The following is a 20,023-nucleotide window of genomic DNA, read 5'->3' on the forward strand; positions in this document are numbered from 1 at the left end:
AAATCGGTATTGCATGAATCTACTTTATGCCCCATACTGGGGTAAACAAAGATAAGGATGGTAACAGAATGGCAAAGCGTAAAACTCCACTAACTACCCCAGGCGAACAGATTGCTCAGCAGATTCTCGACAACTACGACATCAAGAGCGCGGAAGACGTCCAGGACGTCCTGAAGCAGATCTTTGCCCCAATCTTTGAGTCCATGCTCAAAGGTGAGATGGAAAATCATCTCGGCCATAAGAATCATGAGCGGTCCGAAGATGGCGGCAATGTACGGAATGGCTACTCATCCAAGAGGCTCAAGACATCTCTGGGTGAAGTCCCTATCCGTGTCCCCAGAGACCGCCAGAGCACGTTTGAGCCGCAGATCATCAAGAAGCACCAACGCGATGTCTCGTCCATCGAGGGCAAGGTGCTGGCGATGTATGCCCGTGGCATGAGCCAGCGTGACATTGCAGCGACCATCGAAGATATCTACGGTTTCCAGATGTCGCATGAGCAGATCTCTACCATCACGGACTGCGTCACAGAAGAGGTCGAAGCGTGGCGGAACCGGCCGCTCCAGCGCTGCATCGTACACCTCATCCGCAATTCCATCCGCTACATCCCACGCAAGCAGTGGAGCGCCTTCACGAAGCAGCTGAAGCTCATCTACGGCGCAATCAATGTCAAGCAGGCCCGTCAGGAGTTCGAGAAATTCAAGACTGACTGGCAGGCTTATCCAGGCACAGTCAGCGTATGGGAGAACAATTTCTCACACGTCGAGCAGCTCTACAACTACGGCAGTGCCGTACGCAAGATCATGTACACGAACAATGCCATTGAGAGCGTCAACTCGAGCTTCCGTAAGGTGACGAAGAAAGGTGCATTCCCCAATGAGGATGCCGTCTTCAAGATTTTCTACCTGCGCATCCTGGAACTCTATAAAAAATGGGAGGGGCGTCACGTTGCGAACTGGGCGATGGTCCGGAACCAGTTGCTCATGGATGATAGGATGTCACAGCTCATGCAACAATATGATGTTGCTTATTAAATCGATTTACACAAAACTCTTGACACACCCAAATATTCCAGTACTATTTTTTTCTTAAATTCATAGCTGTGTTTTGCCATAAAAAACTGACCCCCAATTGTTAGACCAAAAATCTAACAATTGGGGGTCAGCTCAGAGAAGGACCTTTTTTATTTTACTCGGAGCAACTACCGCTTCCTTTGGGCAATAGCGGAAGTTTTGAGTTGGATCACGAAGGCCGCCCCTTAACTGCTTTCCTTCGGAGTTTCTAAGAGGTCCGATGGCAAGGCACCAAACCTGCTTCCTATCGGTCGTGGGTGCTTAATACCTTATCCTGGATGATAATCGGCACTATCCAAGACTAGTACCGTTTCAAGTGCCTCATAACAAAAAGCACAATGAAAAGAATTTAATAATATGCACAATATGTAGTAACTTGTTTTTACAAAACACAATATCTTGTAGTTGGTAGTAATACAGTAGTTTTTTCACGTACATTTGTCCGCAAAGCCCCAATCCATGCGGTTCTTCAGCCCCATCCCAAGGTAGTGCCATGGCAGATGAAAAGTATCCTGATCAAGATCATTTAACTCCTCTCAAAGCCGTAAAAGGCTATGATTCCTACACCGTAATTTTTGTAGGTGAAATTTCCCCTATAATTATAACAGAAAAGGGAGATTATGATTATGTGAAGCTTATAGGGTTGATAGCCGGGATTTACCGGATGGTCTCGATGATTTCTCCGATATACATCGTGTGCGGCACACGACCTTTGGTATAGAATCCCTCGATGACATCCGCTGGCATTTGCCCCAGCTGAAGCTCATGGCGGTAGATTTTCCGGACGACAAAAGTAATCTCTGCTTCTTCGTAGGTCACGCCATGCTCCAGATATTTTGGGGTAAGACCGCTGGCCTTTGCTTTATCCATATCCCGGCCGGATTTGCTTCCCATGATACCGAGAGCTTTCTGATACTTCTTGTTGTCAAAGAACGAGACAGTGTAGTAGTCGCTCTTTTCCATGAAACCATACGTATAACGCGCCGGATTGACAAATACTGCGCAGACATTCTTCCCCTTGTGAGGCATACACCAGAGTGTTCCCAGCATCCCCCAGCTAATCGTCATCGAATTGAAGGCGTCTTTATCGCCGGCGGTCAGGATGCCCCACTGGTCATCAAAGAGTTTGAAAATCTCTGGCTGAAAATCTTTCGTATTCATAAAAGTTTATCCTTTTACAACAAAACAGTTACTGTTGGCTGGCCAGTCTCTTTCCAAGATCAAAGGCCGCCTGCAGGTCTTTCGGGAATTGCTCGGCGTGATGCGCTTTCTTTTTCGTTTCATCCCACGATGCCATACGGTATCGGCTGTAATCCGGTACCTGAAGCGTATCGCAGGAAGCCAGTATTTCCGTTTTCCCGTTCAGGAAATGGAACGGCCAGAAGTATTCTTCCATGCGCGGTTTGTAGTGTTCATCGTAGTAGTCCTGGTCTGCATTCATCGTAAGAATAATACCGACATCGATCTTTCCCGTAAACGTGCTCTCATAATCATCATAGGATAGTGCCGGAAAAGTCGAGCGTACCATAAAGGAACGGACCTCGCCTGTTGGTTCCCCGAAGTAAATTGGCGAGCCGATGATAATTGCATCTGCCTCATAGACTTTCTCCAGCGTTTCCGTCAAGCCGTCCTTCCAATAGCATTTCCAAGGCACGGCAATCTTTTTATTCTTACATGCCAGGCAGCTGCGACAGTCGGTAAAGTTCAGATTATATAAGTCAATAGTCTCGACGCTGGCTCCGGCAGAAACAGCACCTTCCCTGGCAGATGCCAGGAGTTTTGCAGTGTTGTTGTTCTTCCGGGGGCCACCATTCAGTATCAGTATCTTTTTCATAGGAATCTCTTCTCCTCTATGATTTTTTGTTGATATCGCCAATGTACTCATAACCGCAGGCCGCGCAAAAATAGATTATGCTTCGCCGTCACACGGATCGTCGACGTAATCGACTTCCGCATAGCCAGCGCAAAGTGTGATTTGATGTTTCTTATTGCCTGGGATGACGTATGTATCGCCCTGCTGATACGTCCTGGTTGCGCCATCCATTGTCAACAGGCATTTACCGCTGACAACAATTGTCCACTGTTCCGCATGGGCATGCTCTGGGAAATGGACTTCTTTTTCCGCACTGACGAAGTAGACCGTGCCTGTAGACGTATGGTCCACGCGAACCGTCAGCCCTTCTATACCATAGTCACGTTGTGGAACATGGCGGATGATTTCTGGAAAAACAGACATATGGATAATCCTCCTGAGTAGGTTTCTTGTTTTTTCAACTGAATTATTATAGCACGGGAGGAAGGCAGAATCTCGTTAGAAAATCGTGTGTTTCTAAACGAACTTGTCGTTTTGTGCAGAATGCCAACCTGCCATTAAAGCAGACGCTTCTTTAATGGTTCTGGCATGGCGAGGACAAGTAGTTCGATAAAATTATCGAGAGGAATTTTTTGCCCACCAATAAACCAGTCCTGAATCATCTCAGAGATAGAACGCATATAGTACTTAGCCAAAAAATCGATTTCTATAGGAAGTGCATCTTCTTTACCTAAAATACGCAGGCGTTCACGCAGTAAATCGATGGCGTAGTCATTAGTCGCATAGCGGAAGGAGGTCTGCCCTGATGTGTTTTTCAACGCATTTAGAAAAAATGACTGTTTATCCGAAAGGGTAGTGCAGAATATGCGCAACGCATCACGCCAGATGATTTTGCTGCCGAGTTGGCTGAAAGCCGGCTCAATTTCTTTGTTATAAATAGAAGCCAGTAGTACATATTTATCCGCAAAATGATTATAAAAGGTTGTCGTTGTCATGCCGCAGTTGGTGACAATTTCTTTGACCGAAATCTTGTCAACGGATTTTTTCCCAGCAAGTTCAATGAGGGAAGCAGCCAATAACTGCTTCGTGGTAGGCCGTTCAATCATAAAAGTCTCCCCTACATTTATTTCTCTTTTCCCCAATTCATACGGTCCTCCAAGGCAGCTTTCCCAGTAGTCGCATGGCAAACAAAAATTATTTTTAAAATGATAGTAAAACGGGTTCTTCCTACTACCAAACTTTTTGTGGGGTGAAACTTTCCCTATAGCTTATAATTATAGCAGAATCACCGTTCGTGGCCTGTCGACAAATCACGTTGTTCCCCAACAGTCCGATTCTGACGTGGTAGGGGCGAGCCGCAGGCCCGCCCTTTCCGGCCTCTCGTGAAGGTTCCGTCCGGGAAAATTTCTCAGGATTTTTATCCTCGTTTTTTTGTCCTTTTATCTTCTCATTTGTTTCTACAAAAAGCCACCCATCTCGTTTTCTTTTTTTTGAAGCCGGTATATTTAATTATATTTATATAGATTTATCCGTTCGCAGTATGAGAGGGACATTGGAATTGAAACCATTTAACACGATTCCTCATTCGTTCCCAGCGTGAAGGATATTCTATCGATAAATTTATCAAGATATTTATTGATTTATATAAATATTTGGTAACAGTTTAATTTCCCATCTGAATCCTTGTGCCGAAACATGTCATTGCTGCCATGGCAGACGAATAAGATACGTTTCATTGCGAATTCCTTTCTGCAAAGAGATACGTTTATTATAGCATGTATACCGATTTTATCCTATTAGCAGATTTTTGCATATAGTAATCGTTTTCAGATACATTGTTACAAGTTTACCTCCGTGCGTGTATCCTGTGCACATACAATAAAATTATCAAAACCTATTGAAAGATAAATGAAATCTATATACAATAATAGCAGGGGGAATCAACAGAAAAATCATAAAATACGAATGGAGGTTTTTATCATGTTGATTGTTGGAGGACTTATTGTCATCCTTACCTTCGTACTGATCGTCAAAAAGTACGAAGCGCGTCTGGTATTATTTTTAGCAGGTCTTTTGATGTGCCTGATCGGTGGCCTGCCGGGGGATGTCATGAAGGCATTCACGAAAGCGATGGTCAACAACTCGCTGGTGCCGACAATCTGTACGGTCATGGGTTTTTCTTACGTCATGCGCCTTACGGAATGTGACCAGCATCTCGTCCAGTCCATCTCGGGGCTGCTCAAGAAGGGCCGCGCCGTACTCGTGCCGCTCTCGTTCCTGCTGACCTGGTGGATCAGCCTGGCCATTCCTTCGGCTTCTGGCTGCTCGGCTGCTGTCGGCAGTATCCTCATTCCGACGCTCATCGCCGCAGGCGTTCATCCGGCTATGGCCGCCGCTACGGTTCTTGCCGGTACCTGGGGCAGTGCCATCAGCCCGGGCAACGCGCATAACCCGTTCGTTGCCGATCTCGCCGGTACGGATATGATGACGGTCATCATCAACGAGACGCCGGCAGCCATCATCGCCTCGATTGCCTGCGTGGCTGTCATGACGGCTTATGCAGTCGTGCGCCGCGAGGGTGCCACGGAAGAACGCCGCCAGGCGTACCTTGCTTCTCTTGGTGAAGATGCCAAGGAACTCGAAGCATTCCACGTCAATCCGCTGCGCGCCATCGTGCCGCTCGTGCCGCTGATCCTCCTGATCATCAGCTCGAAGCAGGTCGGCCTCATCCCGGAAGTCAGCGTACCGCTCTCGATGCTCGTTGGTGTGGCGCTCGGTTTCCTCGTAACGCTCACGGATCTCCAGGAAGTCTGCCGCAAGTTCTTCCAGGGCATGGGCAATGCCTATGCGGATGTCATCGGTCTGATCGTCTGCGCCAGCGTCTTCACGGCTGGCATGACGGCTATCGGCCTCACGGGCGCACTGACGGACCTCATGAAGGGCTCGCAGTCCGCAGCAGCTGCTGCCGGCACGTTCGGCCCGTTCCTCATCGCCGTCATCTCGGGTTCCGGTGATGCCGCTGCCTTTGCCTTCAATGGTGCGGTTACGCCGTTTGCTGAGCAGTTCGGCATGAGCATCATGGATCTCGGCTCTCTCGCTCAGATCGCCGGTGCCATGGGCCGTTCCATCTCGCCGGTCGCCGGTGCAGCCATCATCTGCGCAGGCCTCGCCAAGGTCAATCCGATTGAAGTCTCGAAGCGCAATGCGCTGCCGTGCTTTGTTGCAGCGCTGGTCCTCATGTTCATGCTTTGAGATGGATATATGATAAGTCAAGCTGCCATTATGGTATAATGATGGTGAGCGCATAGAAAGGAAGTCTTTATGATGATTAATCGCGAGCGTGTTTTGCAGGAATTTCTCGAATTAGTGCAGATCCGCTGCTCCACGCGTCAGGAGCGTGAGGTCGGCGATCTTCTGATGAAGCGCCTGGAGGAACTCGGTGGTACGGTTCATGAAGATCAGGCCGGCGTCAAGCTCGGCGGCAATTGCGGCAATCTCGTGGCGGATTTCCCGGGTACGATTGATGCGCCGACGGTCATGCTGACGGCGCATATGGACTGCGTGGAACCCTGCGGCGACATCCATCCGCAGATCGAGAACGGCATTATCCGCTCCGATGGCACGACGGTGCTGGGCTCCGACGATAAAGCCGGCGTCACGGCCATCCTCGAGACGCTGCGTCAGCTCAAGGAACAGGATATCCCGCACGGCCCGCTGCAGGTCGTATTCACGATTGCCGAGGAGAACGGCGTGCATGGCTCGCAGAATCTCGACAGCAGCCTGCTGCATGCAGATTTCGGCTTTACGCTCGATACGCACGGCCATCCAGGCGTCATGAGTTACAAGGCTCCGGGCAAGAACCAGATCCACATTGCTATCAAGGGCAAGGCTGCACATGCCGGTGTGGAGCCGGAGAAGGGCATCAATGCCATCCAGGCAGCCGGTATTCTGCTCTCTGATGCACCGCAGGGCCGCATCGATGAGGAGACGACCTGCAACGTCGGACGCATCCAGGGCGGCAGTGCGACGAATGTCGTGGCCGATACCTGCGATGTCTTCTATGAGTCGCGCAGCCGTGACAAGGCGAAGCTCGATGCCATCACGCAGCGCATTGTCGATCATTTTGAGCAGGGCGCTGAGAAAACCGGCTGCCAGATCCATGCGGAGGTCAGCCCTGACTACGGTCCTTATGAGATTCCGCAGGACAGTCCAGCCATTGAAGTGGCAAAATGTGCAGCGGAGAAGCTGGGCTTCCCGGTTGAGCTCGAGGAGTCGGGCGGTGGCTCGGATGCCAACCACTTCAACACTTATGGCGTACCGACCGTTGTGCTGGCTGTTGGCATGACAAACTGCCATACAAAAGAAGAATATATTGAAGAAAAAGATCTTTACAATGCAGCAGAATGGGCGCTTGAGATTGTCAAGCAGGCCGCAGACTGCAAGCGCGGATAACAAACACAAACAGTTGGGAGAGAGAATGTGACCTGGATCTTATTTGACTGGGCGGGAACCATCGCTTTTGCGGTTTCAGGCGCCATGGTGGGCCTGTCGCGCCGCATGGATATCTTTGGCGTCATCGTGCTGGCTCTGCTGACGGCTGTCGGCGGCGGCATGGTGCGCGACGTGCTCGCGGGCATCACGCCGCCGGGGGCCATGACGAAGCCGACGGATCTCTTGATGTCCATCGTCACGGCAATACTGGTATCCTTTGCGTATTCGGCCATGCATTTTGACAGCCGGCGCAGGAAGAACATGACCTTCCTTTATAATCTGTCGGATACCATCGGCCTGGCATCGTTTACCGTGACGGGCGCATCGACAGGCCTTATGCAGGGGACGGGGGATCCGTATGTATTCCCCGTCACGCTGGGCGTCATCACGGCCGTGGGTGGCGGCATGCTGCGCGATCTCATGGCACAGCGTGTGCCGGTTGTCCTGCGCATGGATGTTTATGCCGTGGCCTCGCTGGCCGGAGGTATCGTCATGTGCTGGAGCTGGCCCATCTGGGGGACAGAGATCTCTTCCTGGATTTGTTTTCTGGTGGTACTGCTGCTGCGCGGCTGCGCACTGCATTTTGGCTGGCAGCTCTATCATCCGCATCCTGGCGGGCGGATGTTTCATCGCCGCGCCAAACATCAGAATAAAGATCTTTAACTAGCATGACAGGGCGGGAACAGGCTTCCCGCCCTGTTTTCTATCTGTTTTTGATTTTTTGGCAGAAAAAATGAAAAAACCTGTTGACAAAAGCTCTGAAAATGAGTAAAATAGTTTTTGTCAGTCAGCGAGAGACACAGAAAAGCTCGCAGGAGATTGACGGCAGATGCGGAAATAGCTCAGTGGTAGAGCACCACCTTGCCAAGGTGGGGGTCGCGAGTTCGAGCCTCGTTTTCCGCTCCATTTGCCTGATTCCGCTTTGCGGATCACATATATCAATGGGCCTATAGCTCAGTTGGTTAGAGCAACCGGCTCATAACCGGTCGGTCCTTGGTTCGAGTCCAAGTGGGCCCACCAAAACAATTTCATAGCCAACACAACATGACTCAGTAGCTCAGCTGGATTAGAGTATTTGACTACGAATCAAAGGGTCGGGGGTTCGAGTCCCTCCTGGGTCACCATTGTGGGTAGGTGCCCGAGTGGTTAAAGGGAACAGACTGTAAATCTGTCATCTTCGGATTACGATGGTTCGAATCCATCCCTGCCCACCACTATGAACGATGAGACGTCGCGCAAGCGGCGTCTTTTTTGTTGTCTGGAACTTACACGCGGAAGCCTTTGTGTCCTCCATGAAAAAATCCCGACGTACGAGCAATGCATCGGGATTTTCCTGTATATCGTGTGTGGTTAGAACAGTGAGGTTTGTTCTGCCATTTCCGCGGGAGCGGGGCGGCGGCTGACGAGCGGCTGTTCCACTTTGCGGAAACCGGTCTTCTGCATCTCGGCGAGGAAATCGGCAAGCACGTCGTGGCTCTGCCCGCCGGCTGTGACGCTGAGGACACAGCTGCCGGATGGCTGCAGGACGCGCGTGATCGTCACTTCGTCAGCCGGCAGGCTTTCATTCTGGTCGTTGACGTAGATGATGTCTTTCTGGAGCGGCAGCTTCAGGAGTTTCTTTAGCTCGCGCAGTTCGTCAGCGGCGATGCGGCTGAAGGGGAGCCCCAGGTAGCCGGCGAAGGGATTGCTGGCCGGGCCGCCGATGATCTTGGCGAGCTTCTTGTAGCAGTGAAGCGTGGCCAGGGAATCGGCAAGTGCGCCATGTGCCTTCGTATCCTGCCAGTCGTACTGGAAGTAGGCAGCGCATTCAATGAGCTTGAATTTTCGCCATTTGCCGCGCTGCGTGCCGGGGACCTTGCGGTATTCAGCGAAGGCATCCATGACATCGTAGGTACGGTGCGGGTGGATGGTGAGACCGCTCTGACGCAGCAGGCGGAGGTCAAAGCCGAGATTGTAGCCGACGAGCATCGTGTCCTCATCGTTGAGCAGGGCTTCAATCTCCTGTTTGTCGCTGAGAATCGTGGGCCTGCCGATGAGGTCCTGCGGGCTGATGTGATGGACTTGCTGGGCCTGCGGCCATTCCTTGTGCGACTGCGGAGCGTAGAGCCTGTCGAGGAGGACGCTGCCTTCGCCGTCAACCATGGCCAGGGAAAGCACTTCATCTGTTACGCGCACGCCGGTGGTTTCGGTATCGAAAACGATGATTTTCATCATATCATCCTTTCTTTTCTTTGGGGATCACTTCTGCTCGATGGGGCAGGAGTGGACGGCACCGCCGCGCTCGGCCGTGTGCTTGCCCTCAAAGAGTGCCTGGCTCACGCGCCGCATGAGCTCTTCTTCCTCGGCCTGGGCGCTGAAGACGACGCGCTTGTCCTCTGGCAGCACGTTGCCGTCGAGTTCCGTGATGGCCAGCTGCAGGCGGTGATCCTTGTCCTTGCGGAAGGAGTACGCGCGGCGCGTGGCCAGCCATTCCGTAATCATCTCGATGTTCTGGAATGATGCATTCTTGTTGTAGTCCTTGTAGACTTCGGCGGCGATGCCGGCGGCTTTCTGCTTGTCTTCCGTGGCACCGATGATGGAGAAGGTCTTGGCCTGTCCCTCGGTGAGCAGCTCGGTGACGATATAGAGCATGATGATCCCTTCCTTTACTTTGTATACGAGTGATTTTGACAGATACGAAAAAAGCACCAGCCGCAGCTGATGCCTTACTTTCATATGGTGACCCAGGAGGGACTCGAACCCCCGACCCTTTGATTCGTAGTCAAATACTCTAATCCAGCTGAGCTACTGAGTCATGTTCGTCTTTTGCTCTCGCAATCAACGTATATTATAATAGCATGACCCTGGCGGTCTGTCAACACTTTCCTTTGAAAAATAAAAATTTTTTCGTAGAGTACGGGCTGTGCGTGATGATAAAAAGTGAATTCTATTCATTTTTCTCTTTATAAAGCGGACATTTTCTATTATAATGGAATAGACACAGAAGGAAGACTGAATGGAAACGGAGCGATCGATATGGAAGAAAAGATGGGACGCAGGGAGCGGAAGAAGCTGCAGTCGCGCAGGGCCATCCTGGATGCGGCCGTGCGTGAATTCTCGGCGAAGGGGTTCAAGGAGACTTCGGTAGCGGATATCATGAATGCAGCGGATCTCGGCATCGGCACGTTCTATAATTATTTTCAATCGAAAGAGGAAGTGCTCATGTGCCTGCTGGCCCGCCTCGTCGACGAGGTGGATGCAGGGCTGAACGAGCTGCGGGCTGCGAAACGGCCTTCTTATGAGCTGCTTGAAGCCGGCAGCCGCATCACGGCAAGATTCCTCGATGAGAACCGCTTTGTCCTGCCCCTGTTCCTTTCTGCGGCGGAGCACTCCGCCATGCCTGCCGGCCATCAGGACCATGCGATGCCGGCGCCTGGCTTCAAGCCGGTCTTTGAGGACATCGTGCGCCAGGGACAGCAGGACGGGGAGCTTCGCCGGGATGTTCCCGCTGAGATCATTGCGGAGATGTTCCATTCTATCTATCAGGCAGCAGCATTCAGCAAACTGCCCATTGATTTCCAGGAGAACGTCGCGCTCAAGACGCGCATTCTCTTGTCCGGCATCAAGAACTGAGCAGGATTTGTGTACTTGTATTTAGGAGTGTTTTGTAATGATCAGTGTAACGAAGCTTTTATTTGCCCGGGAGTATTTTGGCGACCGGCTGCGCTATACGAAGAACGCGCATACGATGCGCAATGGTGCAGCGGAGGGGGTCGGCCCTGTTGTCGTCTGGAATTCGACGAAGACTTGCAACCTCCGGTGCATGCACTGCTATATGCAGTCCGATGCAAAGAAATATCAGAACGAACTGACAACGGAAGAAGCCAAGAAGTTCATCGATGATCTCGCAGACTTCCATGTGCCCGTGCTGCTGTTCTCGGGCGGTGAGCCGCTGATTCGCCCGGATTTCTTTGAGCTCGCGGCCTATGCCCAGGAGAAGGGCGTGCGTCCGACGCTTTCGACGAACGGCACGCTGATCACGCGCGAGGTCGCACAGCGCATCAAGGACATCGGCGTGGGGTATGTCGGCATCTCGCTCGACGGGCTCAAGGATGTCAATGATAAGTTCCGCGGCGTGGACGGTGCCTACGAGAAAGCCATGCAGGGCATCAAGAACTGCGTGGCGGTGGGGCAGCGCGTCGGCCTGCGCTTCACGATCAACCATCACAATATCCAGGAACTCGACCGCATCTTCGATTTCATCGAAGCTGAGAACATCAACCGCGTCTGCTTCTACCACCTCGTCTATTCGGGCCGCGGCGAGCAGATGATGGATCAGGATGTCACGCCGGAAGAGTCCCGCCGTGCCATGGACATCATCATCCGCCGCACAAAGGATTTCGAGGAGCGCGGCCTCAAGAAGGAAATCCTGACCGTCGACAATCACTGCGACGGCCCGTATATGTATCTCAAGGCACTCGAGGCCGGTGATGTGGAAACGGCGGCGCAGATCAAGAAGTACATCTCGATGAATGGCGGCAATCGCTCGGGCATCGCGTTCGGCGAGGTCGATCCTCTTGGGTACGTTCATCCCGATCAGTTCACGCAGCATCATACATTCGGCAATGTGCGCGAGCGCAAGTTCGGCGATATCTGGCAGGATACGTCGAATCCGATTATGGCCGGCCTCAAGGACCGCAAGCCGCTCCTGAAGGGACGCTGCGCGAAATGCAAGTGGCTCGATAACTGCAACGGCAACTTCCGCACGCGCGCTGAGGCACGCACGGGTGATTTCTGGGCCTCGGACCCGAGCTGCTATCTGACGGATGAAGAAATCGGACTGACGGAGGAACATAAATGAAGATCATTTCCTGGAATACGACAAATGCCTGCAACATGTACTGCGCGCACTGCTATCGTGATGCGGGCTGCAAGGCCGAGGAGGAACTGAGCACCGAGGAAGGCAAGAAGCTGCTGCACGAGATCGCGAAGGCCGGCTTCAAGATCATGATCTTCTCGGGCGGCGAACCCCTGATGCGCCCCGATATCCTCGAGCTCGTCAAATGTGCGGCAGACCTTCACATGATTCCGGTCTTTGGCACGAACGGCACGCTCATCACGCTCGATATGGCGAAGAAGCTCAAGGAGGCCGGTGCGCGCGCGATGGGCATCTCGCTCGATTCGCTTGATCCGAAGAAACATGACAAGTTCCGCAGTTTCCCGGGCGGCTGGGAAGGTGCCGTGCAGGGCATGAAGAACTGTGCGGCCGTCGGTCTGCCGTTCCAGATCCACACGACGGTCATGGACTGGAATCAGCAGGAGCTCGAGGCCATGACGGATTTTGCCGTCGAGATCGGAGCCAAGGCGCATCATTTCTTCTTCCTCGTGCCGACAGGCCGCGCCAAGACCATCGAGGAGGAGTCGCTGCGTGCCGAGCAGTACGAAGATGTCCTGACGCGCATCATGAAGAAGCAGCAGGAAGTGGACATCGAGCTCAAGCCGACGTGCGCGCCGCAGTTCCTGCGCATCGCTGATCAGCTCGGCTACAAGACGCGCTTCCACCGCGGCTGCCTTGCCGGTCTTTCGTACTGCATCATCAGCCCGCGCGGCAAGGTACAGCCGTGCGCCTACCTCAACATGGAGCTCGGCGATGTGCGCGAGACGCCGTTTGACGAGATCTGGGCCCAAAATGAGGTCCTGCAGAAGCTGCGCACGCTCGACTACAGCGGCGGCTGCGGCTCCTGCAACTACAAGGGCGCCTGCGGCGGCTGCCGCGCGCGCGCTGCCTACTACCACGGCGGCGACTACATGAGCGAAGAGCCCTGGTGCCTCTATCACGGACGCCGCGGCGAATAAGCTGCATACAGAAAAAGAAACGGTCTGTTCACCGGGAAGCCTGCAGGGACTTCCGGCGAACAGACCGTTTCTTTTGGGAAATAGGGGGTATGAGAGAGGGATTATTTTCCAAGCTGGCGTGCAGCGGCTTTGAGCCACTTCCAGTGCCAGGCGAGGTGAAGAACGATGGCGACGAGCATGATGTAGCCGGACCAGGTGTGGATATTCGAGAAGAGTTCCTTGCCTGCGCGGCCCATGCCGCCGAAGAGATGGAAATCGAGAACAATGCCCGTGATGCCGCATACCAGGATGCAGATGATCAACAGGACATCGAGGTAAAAATTCTTTTTCATCATCATCACCTTCTTGTTTGCTGCTGGAATTAGTTTCTATCATCAATTATAGTGGTGTATGATGAAAATGATGTGTATGTTCGTTAAAGATTACTTAAATTTTCTCATCATTCCTGGGGCTGTTGTTCCGGCTCATCATGGTGCAGGGCAAAAGGGAGGCAAGCACCTGCCGCAGGGCGGCCGCGAGGGGAGTAACTGTAATGTGTTTTTTAGATTTTGTGCGTAAAATAAGCCGCGTGAGTCTGTTGTTTTATATTTTTATATGAAGTTAGGTGAAGTTATGACGTTGAACAACCGCAATAAGATCCTCTTGATCATGATGATGTCGTCGTTCCTGACGCCGTTCACGAGCAGCGCGCTGACGCTCTCGCTGCCGGATATCGGGCGGGATTACGGGGGCTCTCCAAATGAGCTCGGCTGGGTCCTGGAGATATTCCTGCTGGCCTCAATCGTCTGCCTGCTGCCGATGGGCAAGCTGGCGGACCGCCTCGGCAAGCGGCGCATTTTCTTTTGGGGAACGATTCTTTTTACCGTGTCATCTGCGCTCTGCATCGTGACGCCCGACATGCCGCTGCTGCTGGCGGCCCGGGCTCTGCAGGGCGTGGCGGCATCGATGCTCTACGCGACGAATATGTCGATCGTGGCACTGAGTTTTCCGAAGGAGCAGCGCGGACAGGCACTCGGCTGGATGGTTTCGATGGTCTATGTCGGCCTGGCCTGCGGCCCGGTGCTCGGCGGTCTGCTCAATTACTACGCAGGCTGGCAGAGCATCTTCGTCTTCATCACGCTGGCGTGCCTGGCCTGCGTCGTGACGACGATGCGCTACCTGCATCAGGAATGGCGCGAGAAGAATGTATCGGGGGTTGATGGTTCGGGGGCTGTGCTCTACGGGCTGGCGATGATCCTCGCAATGTTCGGTCTTTCAGAGCTTGTGGAGCTTTCGTGGGGCTGGGCGGCTCTGGCGGGCGGCCTGCTGCTGCTCCTGTTTTTCATTCGTCATGAGCGGAAGACGCAGGACCCCATCGTGCCCGTCCATATCTTCGTGGAGAACCGCGAATTCTCGCTGTCAAATCTCACGGCCATGATCAATTACAGTGCGACGTTTGCCATCAGCTTCCTGCTGTCCATCTATCTGCAGTCGGTCCTTAATCTGACTTCGCGGGAAGCAGGTCTCATGATGTTGATCCAGCCAATCGTCATGGCCATGCTTTCTCCTGTAGCCGGAAAACTCTCCGATCGCCATGCGCCGACGCAGATCGCGACGCTTGGCATGGCCATCACGGCTTTTGGCATCTTGGGGCTGGTATTGGCCGTCCATCTGCAGTCTCTCTGGCTGGTCGTGCCTGTCGTCGTCGTCATCGGTATCGGCTTTGCCTTCTTTGCCGCACCGAACAACAATGCCATCATGGGGGCCGTGCCGAAGCCTCAGTACAGCCTTGCCACCTCCATGCTCGGCACGGTCCGCCTCGTCGGGCAGGTCGTCTCGGTGGCCATCGTGACGATGATCCTGTCACTCGATTGGAGCCTCCTGACACCTGGTGCAGAACTCGTGCGCAATATCGAGATTTCCTTCATCGTTTTCACGGTTCTCTGTGTCATCGGCATCCTGCCGTCCGTTGCCCGGCGCTCGCGCACAGCAGCGAAATAATGTCTGGTCAACCTTCATCGGGGGGGGGATGCGGCAGGAATTGAAAAGAGCGGTCATTTCCTGCTATAATGAGGGTGATTTTATGGTATGATACGGACCGCTGCAGGCGGCGTTTAGAGATTGCGAGGGACCTTATGATCAAGATCATTTTTTCGGATATGGATGGCACGCTGCTCGACGAGCACGGCAATGTACCGGCCGGCTTTGATGAGATCGTGACGGAGCTCGAGAAGCGCGGCGTGATGTTCGCGCCGGCATCGGGCCGTCAGTATTATTCACTGGAGGACAGCTTCATGAAGTACAAGGACCGGTTCCTGTTCCTTGCAGAAAACGGCACCGTCGTCATGTACAAGGGCGAGAAAATCTTCACCTGCCCGATGGACAAGCAGCTGGCGCAGCAGGTCCTGAAGACGGCTGAACCCTTGAAGCGTGTCTATGGCGTCTTCTGCGGCACAAAGAACGGCTACGTGTTAACGCATCAGTATACAGATGAATTCCTAGAGGAACTCCATAAATATTACACGCATTCGGAGCCTATCCCGTCCTTTATCGATGTACCGGACATCCCCGTCAAGGTGTCATTTTTTGATCCTACCGGTCATGCGGCCGAAACCATCTATCCCGTCATGAAGCCGTTTGAGTCAAAACTGCAGGTCGTGCTGGCCAGTGATCACTGGGTGGATCTCATGAATCCCGGCATCAATAAGGGCGTAGCCGTCAAGGAAGTGCAGAAGCGCTTCGGGATTCGCCCGGACGAGTGCGCGGCTTTTGGTGATTACATGAATGACGCTGAGATGATGGAGGCCGTTTACTACAGTTTTGCCATGGGCAACGCGTATCCGGAAATCAAAAAGCTGGCGCGTTTTGAGACGGCAACGAATGAAGAGCATGGCGTGCTGCTCGGCATCAAGCGCCTGATGAAGGAAGGACTGATATAAATGCGGATTGATTACCACATGCATTTTGAGAAGGGCTCCTATGACGAGAACTGGGTCGAGGGGTTCTTCACGGCTGCTAGGAAGCGCGGTCTCGCGGAAATCGGCATATCCGAGCATTCCCATACGTTCCCTGAGTTCAAGCCCCTGTATTATCAGGATCTGATCCTCGATGATTCCTTTATCGGCAGTTTCCAGCAGCAGTGGCTCAAGACGAATAAGTTCAAGTATACGCTCGACGAGTATTTCGCGTTCATGCACAAGCTGCAGCAGCATCATGACGTCAAGATCGGCATCGAGGTCTGCAACTTCCAGGATCAGTCGGCAGTCCGCGATATCCTCAAGGATTACGACTTTGACTACATCATCGGCTCCGTCCATTTCCTGCATGGCTGGGCCTATGATTCATCGGAAATCAAGGCGGAGTGGGACAGGATTCCGCTTGAGAGAATCTACGAGTGGTATGCGGAAGAAGTCGAGAAGCTCGCAGCTGCCGGCCTTTATGATGTGCTCGGCCATCCCTTCAACATCCGCCTGTTCCGTTATCTGCCGGATTTTGATGTGACACCGTACCTCATGCGTGTGGTCAAGGCGTTGAAGAAGGCCAATATGGCAGTCGATGTCAATACGGGCACGTATTACCGGTATCCCATCCATGAGATTTCACCGTATCCGGATTTCATGAAGCTGGCGGCACAGTACGATCTGCCCATCATCACGACGTCGGATGCGCATAAACCGGAGGACTGCGGCAACTACAATCAGATGGCTGTCGATTATGCCAGGGAATTCGGTTATACGGGCACATTGCGCTTCTCTCATCGCAAACGTTCGTTTGTTTCGTTCGATTAAAGTATAGTTTAAAATTATTTTATCATATTTTTTATTGCAAGCCTCTTGACGTGTCCGATGGGGAAGGATATAATAAGCATGAACCGGGCGAGAGACGGTTGGAGGTAAGTCCATTTCACTCACATTTCGTTTGCACGGATGTCGCGTTTGTTTGATGTTTGGCAGTTTTGGTTGGGAAAGGTTGCACGTCAAGGATGTGTCTGGTGCTGCAGGTGATTGATCGAGATGGGTTTTGGATGTTTGTTTTACCATTACTGATTTTGTAATCATGCAGTAACGAGGAGAGGTTTTATCGTGAAAGTACAGATTTATTCCCAGTGGTGTGAAGACGTATTTGTTCCGGCCAGAGTCAAGCAGTTCTCGAAAGCAGCCCGCCTGATGGGATGCACGGGGTTCCAGGATTATGCCGAGCAGCATGACCTGAAGGATGCCGAGGTGCTTGATGAGCGCGAGCTCGTAGGCCGCTGGCTCGACAAGAATGCCGGCGAAGCTGCCGCCAAGGCAGAAGGCGTTGCCTGAACAAGAAGACACTGAGACAGCAAGAGGCGTATGACGAAAGCCATCATACGCCTCTTTTTTGATTGAGCGATTTGCTTGCTGCGATTCTCTCTGGTGGATGCTTAGTGAGCGCTGCCGAGCAGGATCAGGCGCAGGCCAAGGGCAAACATGGCCAGGGACAGGAGCGTCAGGATGACCTTTGACTTCGTCTTGCGCGAGATCTTGGCGCCAATCTGCGCGCCGATGGCTGCGCCGATGGAGATGCAGATTGCCGGAATCCAGACGATGTGATTGAGCATATAATGTGAGACGACGCCAAAGGCCGAGGAGCAGGCCAGCACGAAGTGGCTGGTCGCCGTGGCGACGTGGACCGGGAAGCCGAGCAGATAGATCATCAAAGGCACGTGGATGACGCCGCCGCCGATGCCGAAGATGCTCGAAAGGAAGCCGACGCCGAGGCTGGCGATGATACCGATCGTGCGGTTGTACTGGAAGTCCTTCGGCAGTTCGAGAAGGTCGGTGGCCGGTTTGTGGGTGGAGTTCCAGTACATGATGATGGACATGATGAGCAGGAAGATGCCGAAGTAGAGATCGAGCATCGGCGTGCTGAAGCGGTTGACGATGTAGGAGCCGAGGATGGCGCCGGGCAGCGTTGCAATCGCGAAGGGGATGGCGGCGTTGAAGAAAACGCGCTTCTGGCGGATGTAGGCCAGCGTGCCCGAGAGGGCATTGGCGAAGACGACGACGAGCGAGGTGCCCGCAATCTGTCCGGCCGTGTGGAAGTAGGGATAGATGCCGCCCTCTGACATGCAGAGGATGAAGATCGGGACGCAGATGAGGCCGCCGCCGATACCGACGAGCGTGCCGAAGACGCCGACGCCGACGCCCAGCACGAGGAATAAGATGATGTCCATGGATTGCCTTCTTTCTTTGTTTTCAAGGAATTGCAATGCCATTATACCATATTCGTCCGCAGGATTTCATCCGCTGGCCATATGACTTTCCGATAGAGACGATACTCTTTTCGTTCGTGTCTCATTGTCAGTCTTTTTCTTCTTTTTCGGCAGGTATTTGCAGAACACAGCGCGAATTATCTCATTATAAACAATCAGGAAAGAGAGGTTGGTCTTTATGAAACGCTTTATGGATGAAGATTTTCTCTTGAATTCGGAACTTGCCGAAGACCTGTATCACGAGTATGCAGAAAAGCTCCCCATCATCGACTACCATACCCATATTCCTGTGCGGGATATTGCGGAGAATCGGCAGTATCACAATCTTTCTGAGGCGCTGGTCGATAATCCGGTGGCCCGTCGGCTGATGCGCGGCAACGGTGTGCCGGAAAAGTACATCACGGGCGGCGAGGCCACGGCACGCGACCGCTTCCAGTATTTTGCCGAAGCGCTCGAGAAGGCAGCGGGCAATCCGCTCTACACGTGGGTGCACCTGATCCTGCGCCGTGTCTTTGACTGCCGGTATATCCTGAGTGCGGCGACAGCAGATGAGGTGTGGACGCACTGCGAGGAGAAGATTCGGGATGGTTCGGTGACGGCGCGTTCGCTGCTGGCAGATGGTCATGTCGAAGCACTGTTCACGGCGGACAACCCTGAGGACACGCTCAAATGGCACCGCATGCTGCGCGAGGAGGGGTATCCTGTCAAGATCCTGCCGGTCATGCACCCCGATGCCGCCCTTGACATTGCCAATCCGGAGTGGGGCAATTACATGCTCTACGACCTCGGGCAGACGGCGGATGTCGATATTACGACCATGCGGGATGTGCGCGAGGCACTGGCCAAACGCATTGATTACTTTGATGCCATGGGCTGCCGCACGGCTGACCACGGTTTCCCGCGCATCGTTTACCGGGAAGCGGAAGAGTACGAACTCGACGATATCGTCGGCCGCGTCGTCCACAGCAAGGGCGCGCCGAGTCAGGAAGAGGTCGAGAAGTACCAGACGGCTCTTCTTCGTTTCCTCGGCAAACAGTACGCCGACCATGGCTGGGTCATGCAGATTCATTACGGCATCCTGCATGATGTGAATCAGGCCATGAAAGCCAAGCTCGGCACAGGGGCAGGCTTCGACTGTATCAGTTCGAGCAGCAACGGCGAGGGCCTCGCCAGACTCCTCGACCTGCTTTCGCGTGAGGAAGCATTGCCGCGCATGATCATCAGCTCGATGAATCCGGCCGATGAGATTGTCATCGGCGCCATCCTCGGCGCCTTCCAGGCGGCAGAGCCCGGTCATCTTCAGCTCGGTCCCTCCTGGTGGGTCAACCAGACGCCTGCTGGCATCCGTCGTCAGTTCGCCGCGATGGCCAGCCTTGGCATCCTCGGCACGGGCGTGGGCTTCGCCACGGATATGCGCAGCGTGATGTTCTGGCCCTGCCATGAATACTATCGCCGTATCCTCTGCGATTACCTTGCTGACCTTGCCAACCAGGGGCTCTACCCTGCTGACCAGGACGCACTGGGCACGCTTATCCGCAATGTCTGCTATGAGAATATCAAATCGTTCTTCCATATGGAATGATTGGCTGAAAC

At 53.3% G+C, this 20,023-nt stretch carries 20 protein-coding genes and 5 tRNA genes; 16 read left to right on the top strand and 9 right to left on the bottom strand.

Features of this window, described 5'->3' with window-relative positions; all coding sequences use genetic code 11:
- Nucleotides 1-68: 68 nt before the first annotated feature.
- Complete coding sequence (locus tag DWZ54_RS00245; protein ID WP_118474037.1) at nucleotides 69-1,034, top strand: transposase; 966 nt, start codon at nucleotides 69-71, stop codon at nucleotides 1,032-1,034.
- A gap of 696 nt (nucleotides 1,035-1,730) precedes the next feature.
- Here DWZ54_RS00245 and DWZ54_RS00250 read toward each other — a convergent pair.
- The 4 genes from DWZ54_RS00250 to DWZ54_RS00265 all read right to left on the bottom strand — a co-directional run bounded on the left by DWZ54_RS00250 (nucleotide 1,731) and on the right by DWZ54_RS00265 (nucleotide 3,992).
- Nucleotides 1,731-2,234, bottom strand: coding sequence for a flavin reductase (locus DWZ54_RS00250; RefSeq protein WP_118023021.1), 504 nt, complete (start codon nucleotides 2,232-2,234; stop codon nucleotides 1,731-1,733).
- Between the two features lie 28 nt (nucleotides 2,235-2,262).
- Nucleotides 2,263-2,907, bottom strand: coding sequence for a flavodoxin family protein (locus tag DWZ54_RS00255; protein ID WP_118474038.1), 645 nt, complete (start codon nucleotides 2,905-2,907; stop codon nucleotides 2,263-2,265).
- Between the two features lie 75 nt (nucleotides 2,908-2,982).
- Nucleotides 2,983-3,309 carry a cupin domain-containing protein gene (locus tag DWZ54_RS00260; RefSeq protein WP_022487520.1) on the bottom strand — a complete coding sequence of 109 codons (327 nt, stop codon included), beginning with the start codon at nucleotides 3,307-3,309 and terminating at the stop codon, nucleotides 2,983-2,985.
- A gap of 134 nt (nucleotides 3,310-3,443) precedes the next feature.
- Entirely contained in the window at nucleotides 3,444-3,992 is a 549-nt protein-coding gene (locus DWZ54_RS00265; protein ID WP_074739854.1) for a TetR/AcrR family transcriptional regulator C-terminal domain-containing protein, read from the bottom strand.
- Between the two features lie 874 nt (nucleotides 3,993-4,866).
- Between DWZ54_RS00265 and dcuC the strand changes: the two genes are divergently transcribed.
- From dcuC to DWZ54_RS00300, 7 genes are all read left to right on the top strand, one after another.
- Entirely contained in the window at nucleotides 4,867-6,138 is a 1,272-nt protein-coding gene (dcuC, locus tag DWZ54_RS00270; protein ID WP_118474040.1) for a C4-dicarboxylate transporter DcuC, read from the top strand.
- A gap of 72 nt (nucleotides 6,139-6,210) precedes the next feature.
- Nucleotides 6,211-7,338, top strand: coding sequence for a M20/M25/M40 family metallo-hydrolase (locus DWZ54_RS00275; protein WP_118474041.1), 1,128 nt, complete (start codon nucleotides 6,211-6,213; stop codon nucleotides 7,336-7,338).
- A gap of 27 nt (nucleotides 7,339-7,365) precedes the next feature.
- The gene (locus DWZ54_RS00280) at nucleotides 7,366-8,040 is read left to right on the top strand and encodes a trimeric intracellular cation channel family protein (RefSeq protein WP_233541566.1); all 675 of its coding nucleotides are present in this window, start codon (nucleotides 7,366-7,368) and stop codon (nucleotides 8,038-8,040) included.
- A 168-nt stretch (nucleotides 8,041-8,208) separates the two neighbouring features.
- A tRNA-Gly gene (locus tag DWZ54_RS00285) sits at nucleotides 8,209-8,283 on the top strand.
- A 37-nt stretch (nucleotides 8,284-8,320) separates the two neighbouring features.
- A tRNA-Ile gene (locus DWZ54_RS00290) sits at nucleotides 8,321-8,397 on the top strand.
- A 26-nt stretch (nucleotides 8,398-8,423) separates the two neighbouring features.
- Nucleotides 8,424-8,501: transfer RNA gene (locus DWZ54_RS00295), tRNA-Arg, on the top strand.
- A gap of 4 nt (nucleotides 8,502-8,505) precedes the next feature.
- Nucleotides 8,506-8,591, top strand: a tRNA-Tyr gene (locus DWZ54_RS00300).
- A 136-nt stretch (nucleotides 8,592-8,727) separates the two neighbouring features.
- Here DWZ54_RS00300 and DWZ54_RS00305 read toward each other — a convergent pair.
- From DWZ54_RS00305 to DWZ54_RS00315, 3 genes are all read right to left on the bottom strand, one after another.
- Nucleotides 8,728-9,591: a 3'-5' exonuclease gene (locus tag DWZ54_RS00305; RefSeq protein ID WP_118474042.1), complete on the bottom strand. Its 864-nt coding sequence runs from the start codon at nucleotides 9,589-9,591 to the stop codon at nucleotides 8,728-8,730.
- 24 nt (nucleotides 9,592-9,615) lie between these two features.
- Nucleotides 9,616-10,008: a hypothetical protein gene (locus DWZ54_RS00310; protein WP_118015240.1), complete on the bottom strand. Its 393-nt coding sequence runs from the start codon at nucleotides 10,006-10,008 to the stop codon at nucleotides 9,616-9,618.
- Nucleotides 10,009-10,093: 85 nt separating this feature from the next.
- Nucleotides 10,094-10,171: transfer RNA gene (locus tag DWZ54_RS00315), tRNA-Arg, on the bottom strand.
- Nucleotides 10,172-10,392: 221 nt separating this feature from the next.
- Here DWZ54_RS00315 and DWZ54_RS00320 point away from each other — a divergent pair.
- Genes DWZ54_RS00320 through nirJ2 form a run of 3 tightly spaced genes read left to right on the top strand, consistent with a single transcriptional unit; the run spans nucleotide 10,393 to nucleotide 13,212 of the window.
- On the top strand, nucleotides 10,393-10,989 hold the full coding sequence (locus DWZ54_RS00320) for a TetR/AcrR family transcriptional regulator (RefSeq protein WP_233541568.1): 597 nt from the start codon (nucleotides 10,393-10,395) through the stop codon (nucleotides 10,987-10,989).
- Between the two features lie 37 nt (nucleotides 10,990-11,026).
- Nucleotides 11,027-12,217, top strand: a complete 1,191-nt coding sequence (gene nirJ1, locus DWZ54_RS00325; RefSeq protein WP_118474043.1) for a putative heme d1 biosynthesis radical SAM protein NirJ1 — start codon at nucleotides 11,027-11,029, stop codon at nucleotides 12,215-12,217.
- Nucleotides 12,214-13,212, top strand: a complete 999-nt coding sequence (gene nirJ2, locus DWZ54_RS00330) for a putative heme d1 biosynthesis radical SAM protein NirJ2 (RefSeq protein WP_118474044.1) — start codon at nucleotides 12,214-12,216, stop codon at nucleotides 13,210-13,212. The genes nirJ1 and nirJ2 overlap by 4 nt, the downstream gene beginning before the upstream one ends.
- Nucleotides 13,213-13,313: 101 nt before the next feature.
- On the opposite strand, the gene DWZ54_RS00335 is transcribed toward nirJ2, so the two are convergent.
- Nucleotides 13,314-13,544, bottom strand: a complete 231-nt coding sequence (locus DWZ54_RS00335; RefSeq protein ID WP_118474045.1) for a DUF4405 domain-containing protein — start codon at nucleotides 13,542-13,544, stop codon at nucleotides 13,314-13,316.
- A gap of 286 nt (nucleotides 13,545-13,830) precedes the next feature.
- Here DWZ54_RS00335 and DWZ54_RS00340 point away from each other — a divergent pair, with 286 nt between their 5' ends.
- The 4 genes from DWZ54_RS00340 to DWZ54_RS00355 all read left to right on the top strand — a co-directional run bounded on the left by DWZ54_RS00340 (nucleotide 13,831) and on the right by DWZ54_RS00355 (nucleotide 17,498).
- Nucleotides 13,831-15,192, top strand: a complete 1,362-nt coding sequence (locus DWZ54_RS00340; RefSeq protein WP_370245697.1) for an MFS transporter — start codon at nucleotides 13,831-13,833, stop codon at nucleotides 15,190-15,192.
- A 134-nt stretch (nucleotides 15,193-15,326) separates the two neighbouring features.
- Nucleotides 15,327-16,130, top strand: a complete 804-nt coding sequence (locus DWZ54_RS00345; protein ID WP_118474047.1) for an HAD family hydrolase — start codon at nucleotides 15,327-15,329, stop codon at nucleotides 16,128-16,130.
- Nucleotides 16,131-16,979: a histidinol-phosphatase gene (locus DWZ54_RS00350; RefSeq protein ID WP_118474048.1), complete on the top strand. Its 849-nt coding sequence runs from the start codon at nucleotides 16,131-16,133 to the stop codon at nucleotides 16,977-16,979. It abuts the gene before it with no gap.
- Nucleotides 16,980-17,273: 294 nt separating this feature from the next.
- Nucleotides 17,274-17,498: a hypothetical protein gene (locus DWZ54_RS00355; protein ID WP_233541570.1), complete on the top strand. Its 225-nt coding sequence runs from the start codon at nucleotides 17,274-17,276 to the stop codon at nucleotides 17,496-17,498.
- A 101-nt stretch (nucleotides 17,499-17,599) separates the two neighbouring features.
- Here DWZ54_RS00355 and DWZ54_RS00360 read toward each other — a convergent pair whose 3' ends face one another.
- Complete coding sequence (locus DWZ54_RS00360; RefSeq protein ID WP_118474050.1) at nucleotides 17,600-18,391, bottom strand: sulfite exporter TauE/SafE family protein; 792 nt, start codon at nucleotides 18,389-18,391, stop codon at nucleotides 17,600-17,602.
- Nucleotides 18,392-18,608: 217 nt separating this feature from the next.
- Between DWZ54_RS00360 and uxaC the strand changes: the two genes are divergently transcribed.
- The gene (gene uxaC, locus DWZ54_RS00365; protein ID WP_118474171.1) at nucleotides 18,609-20,012 is read left to right on the top strand and encodes a glucuronate isomerase; all 1,404 of its coding nucleotides are present in this window, start codon (nucleotides 18,609-18,611) and stop codon (nucleotides 20,010-20,012) included.
- Nucleotides 20,013-20,023 lie beyond the last annotated feature (11 nt).

This window comes from Mitsuokella sp. AF33-22, from assembly GCF_003475755.1.
In the GTDB taxonomy this organism is placed as follows: Bacteria; Bacillota; Negativicutes; order Selenomonadales; family Selenomonadaceae; genus Mitsuokella.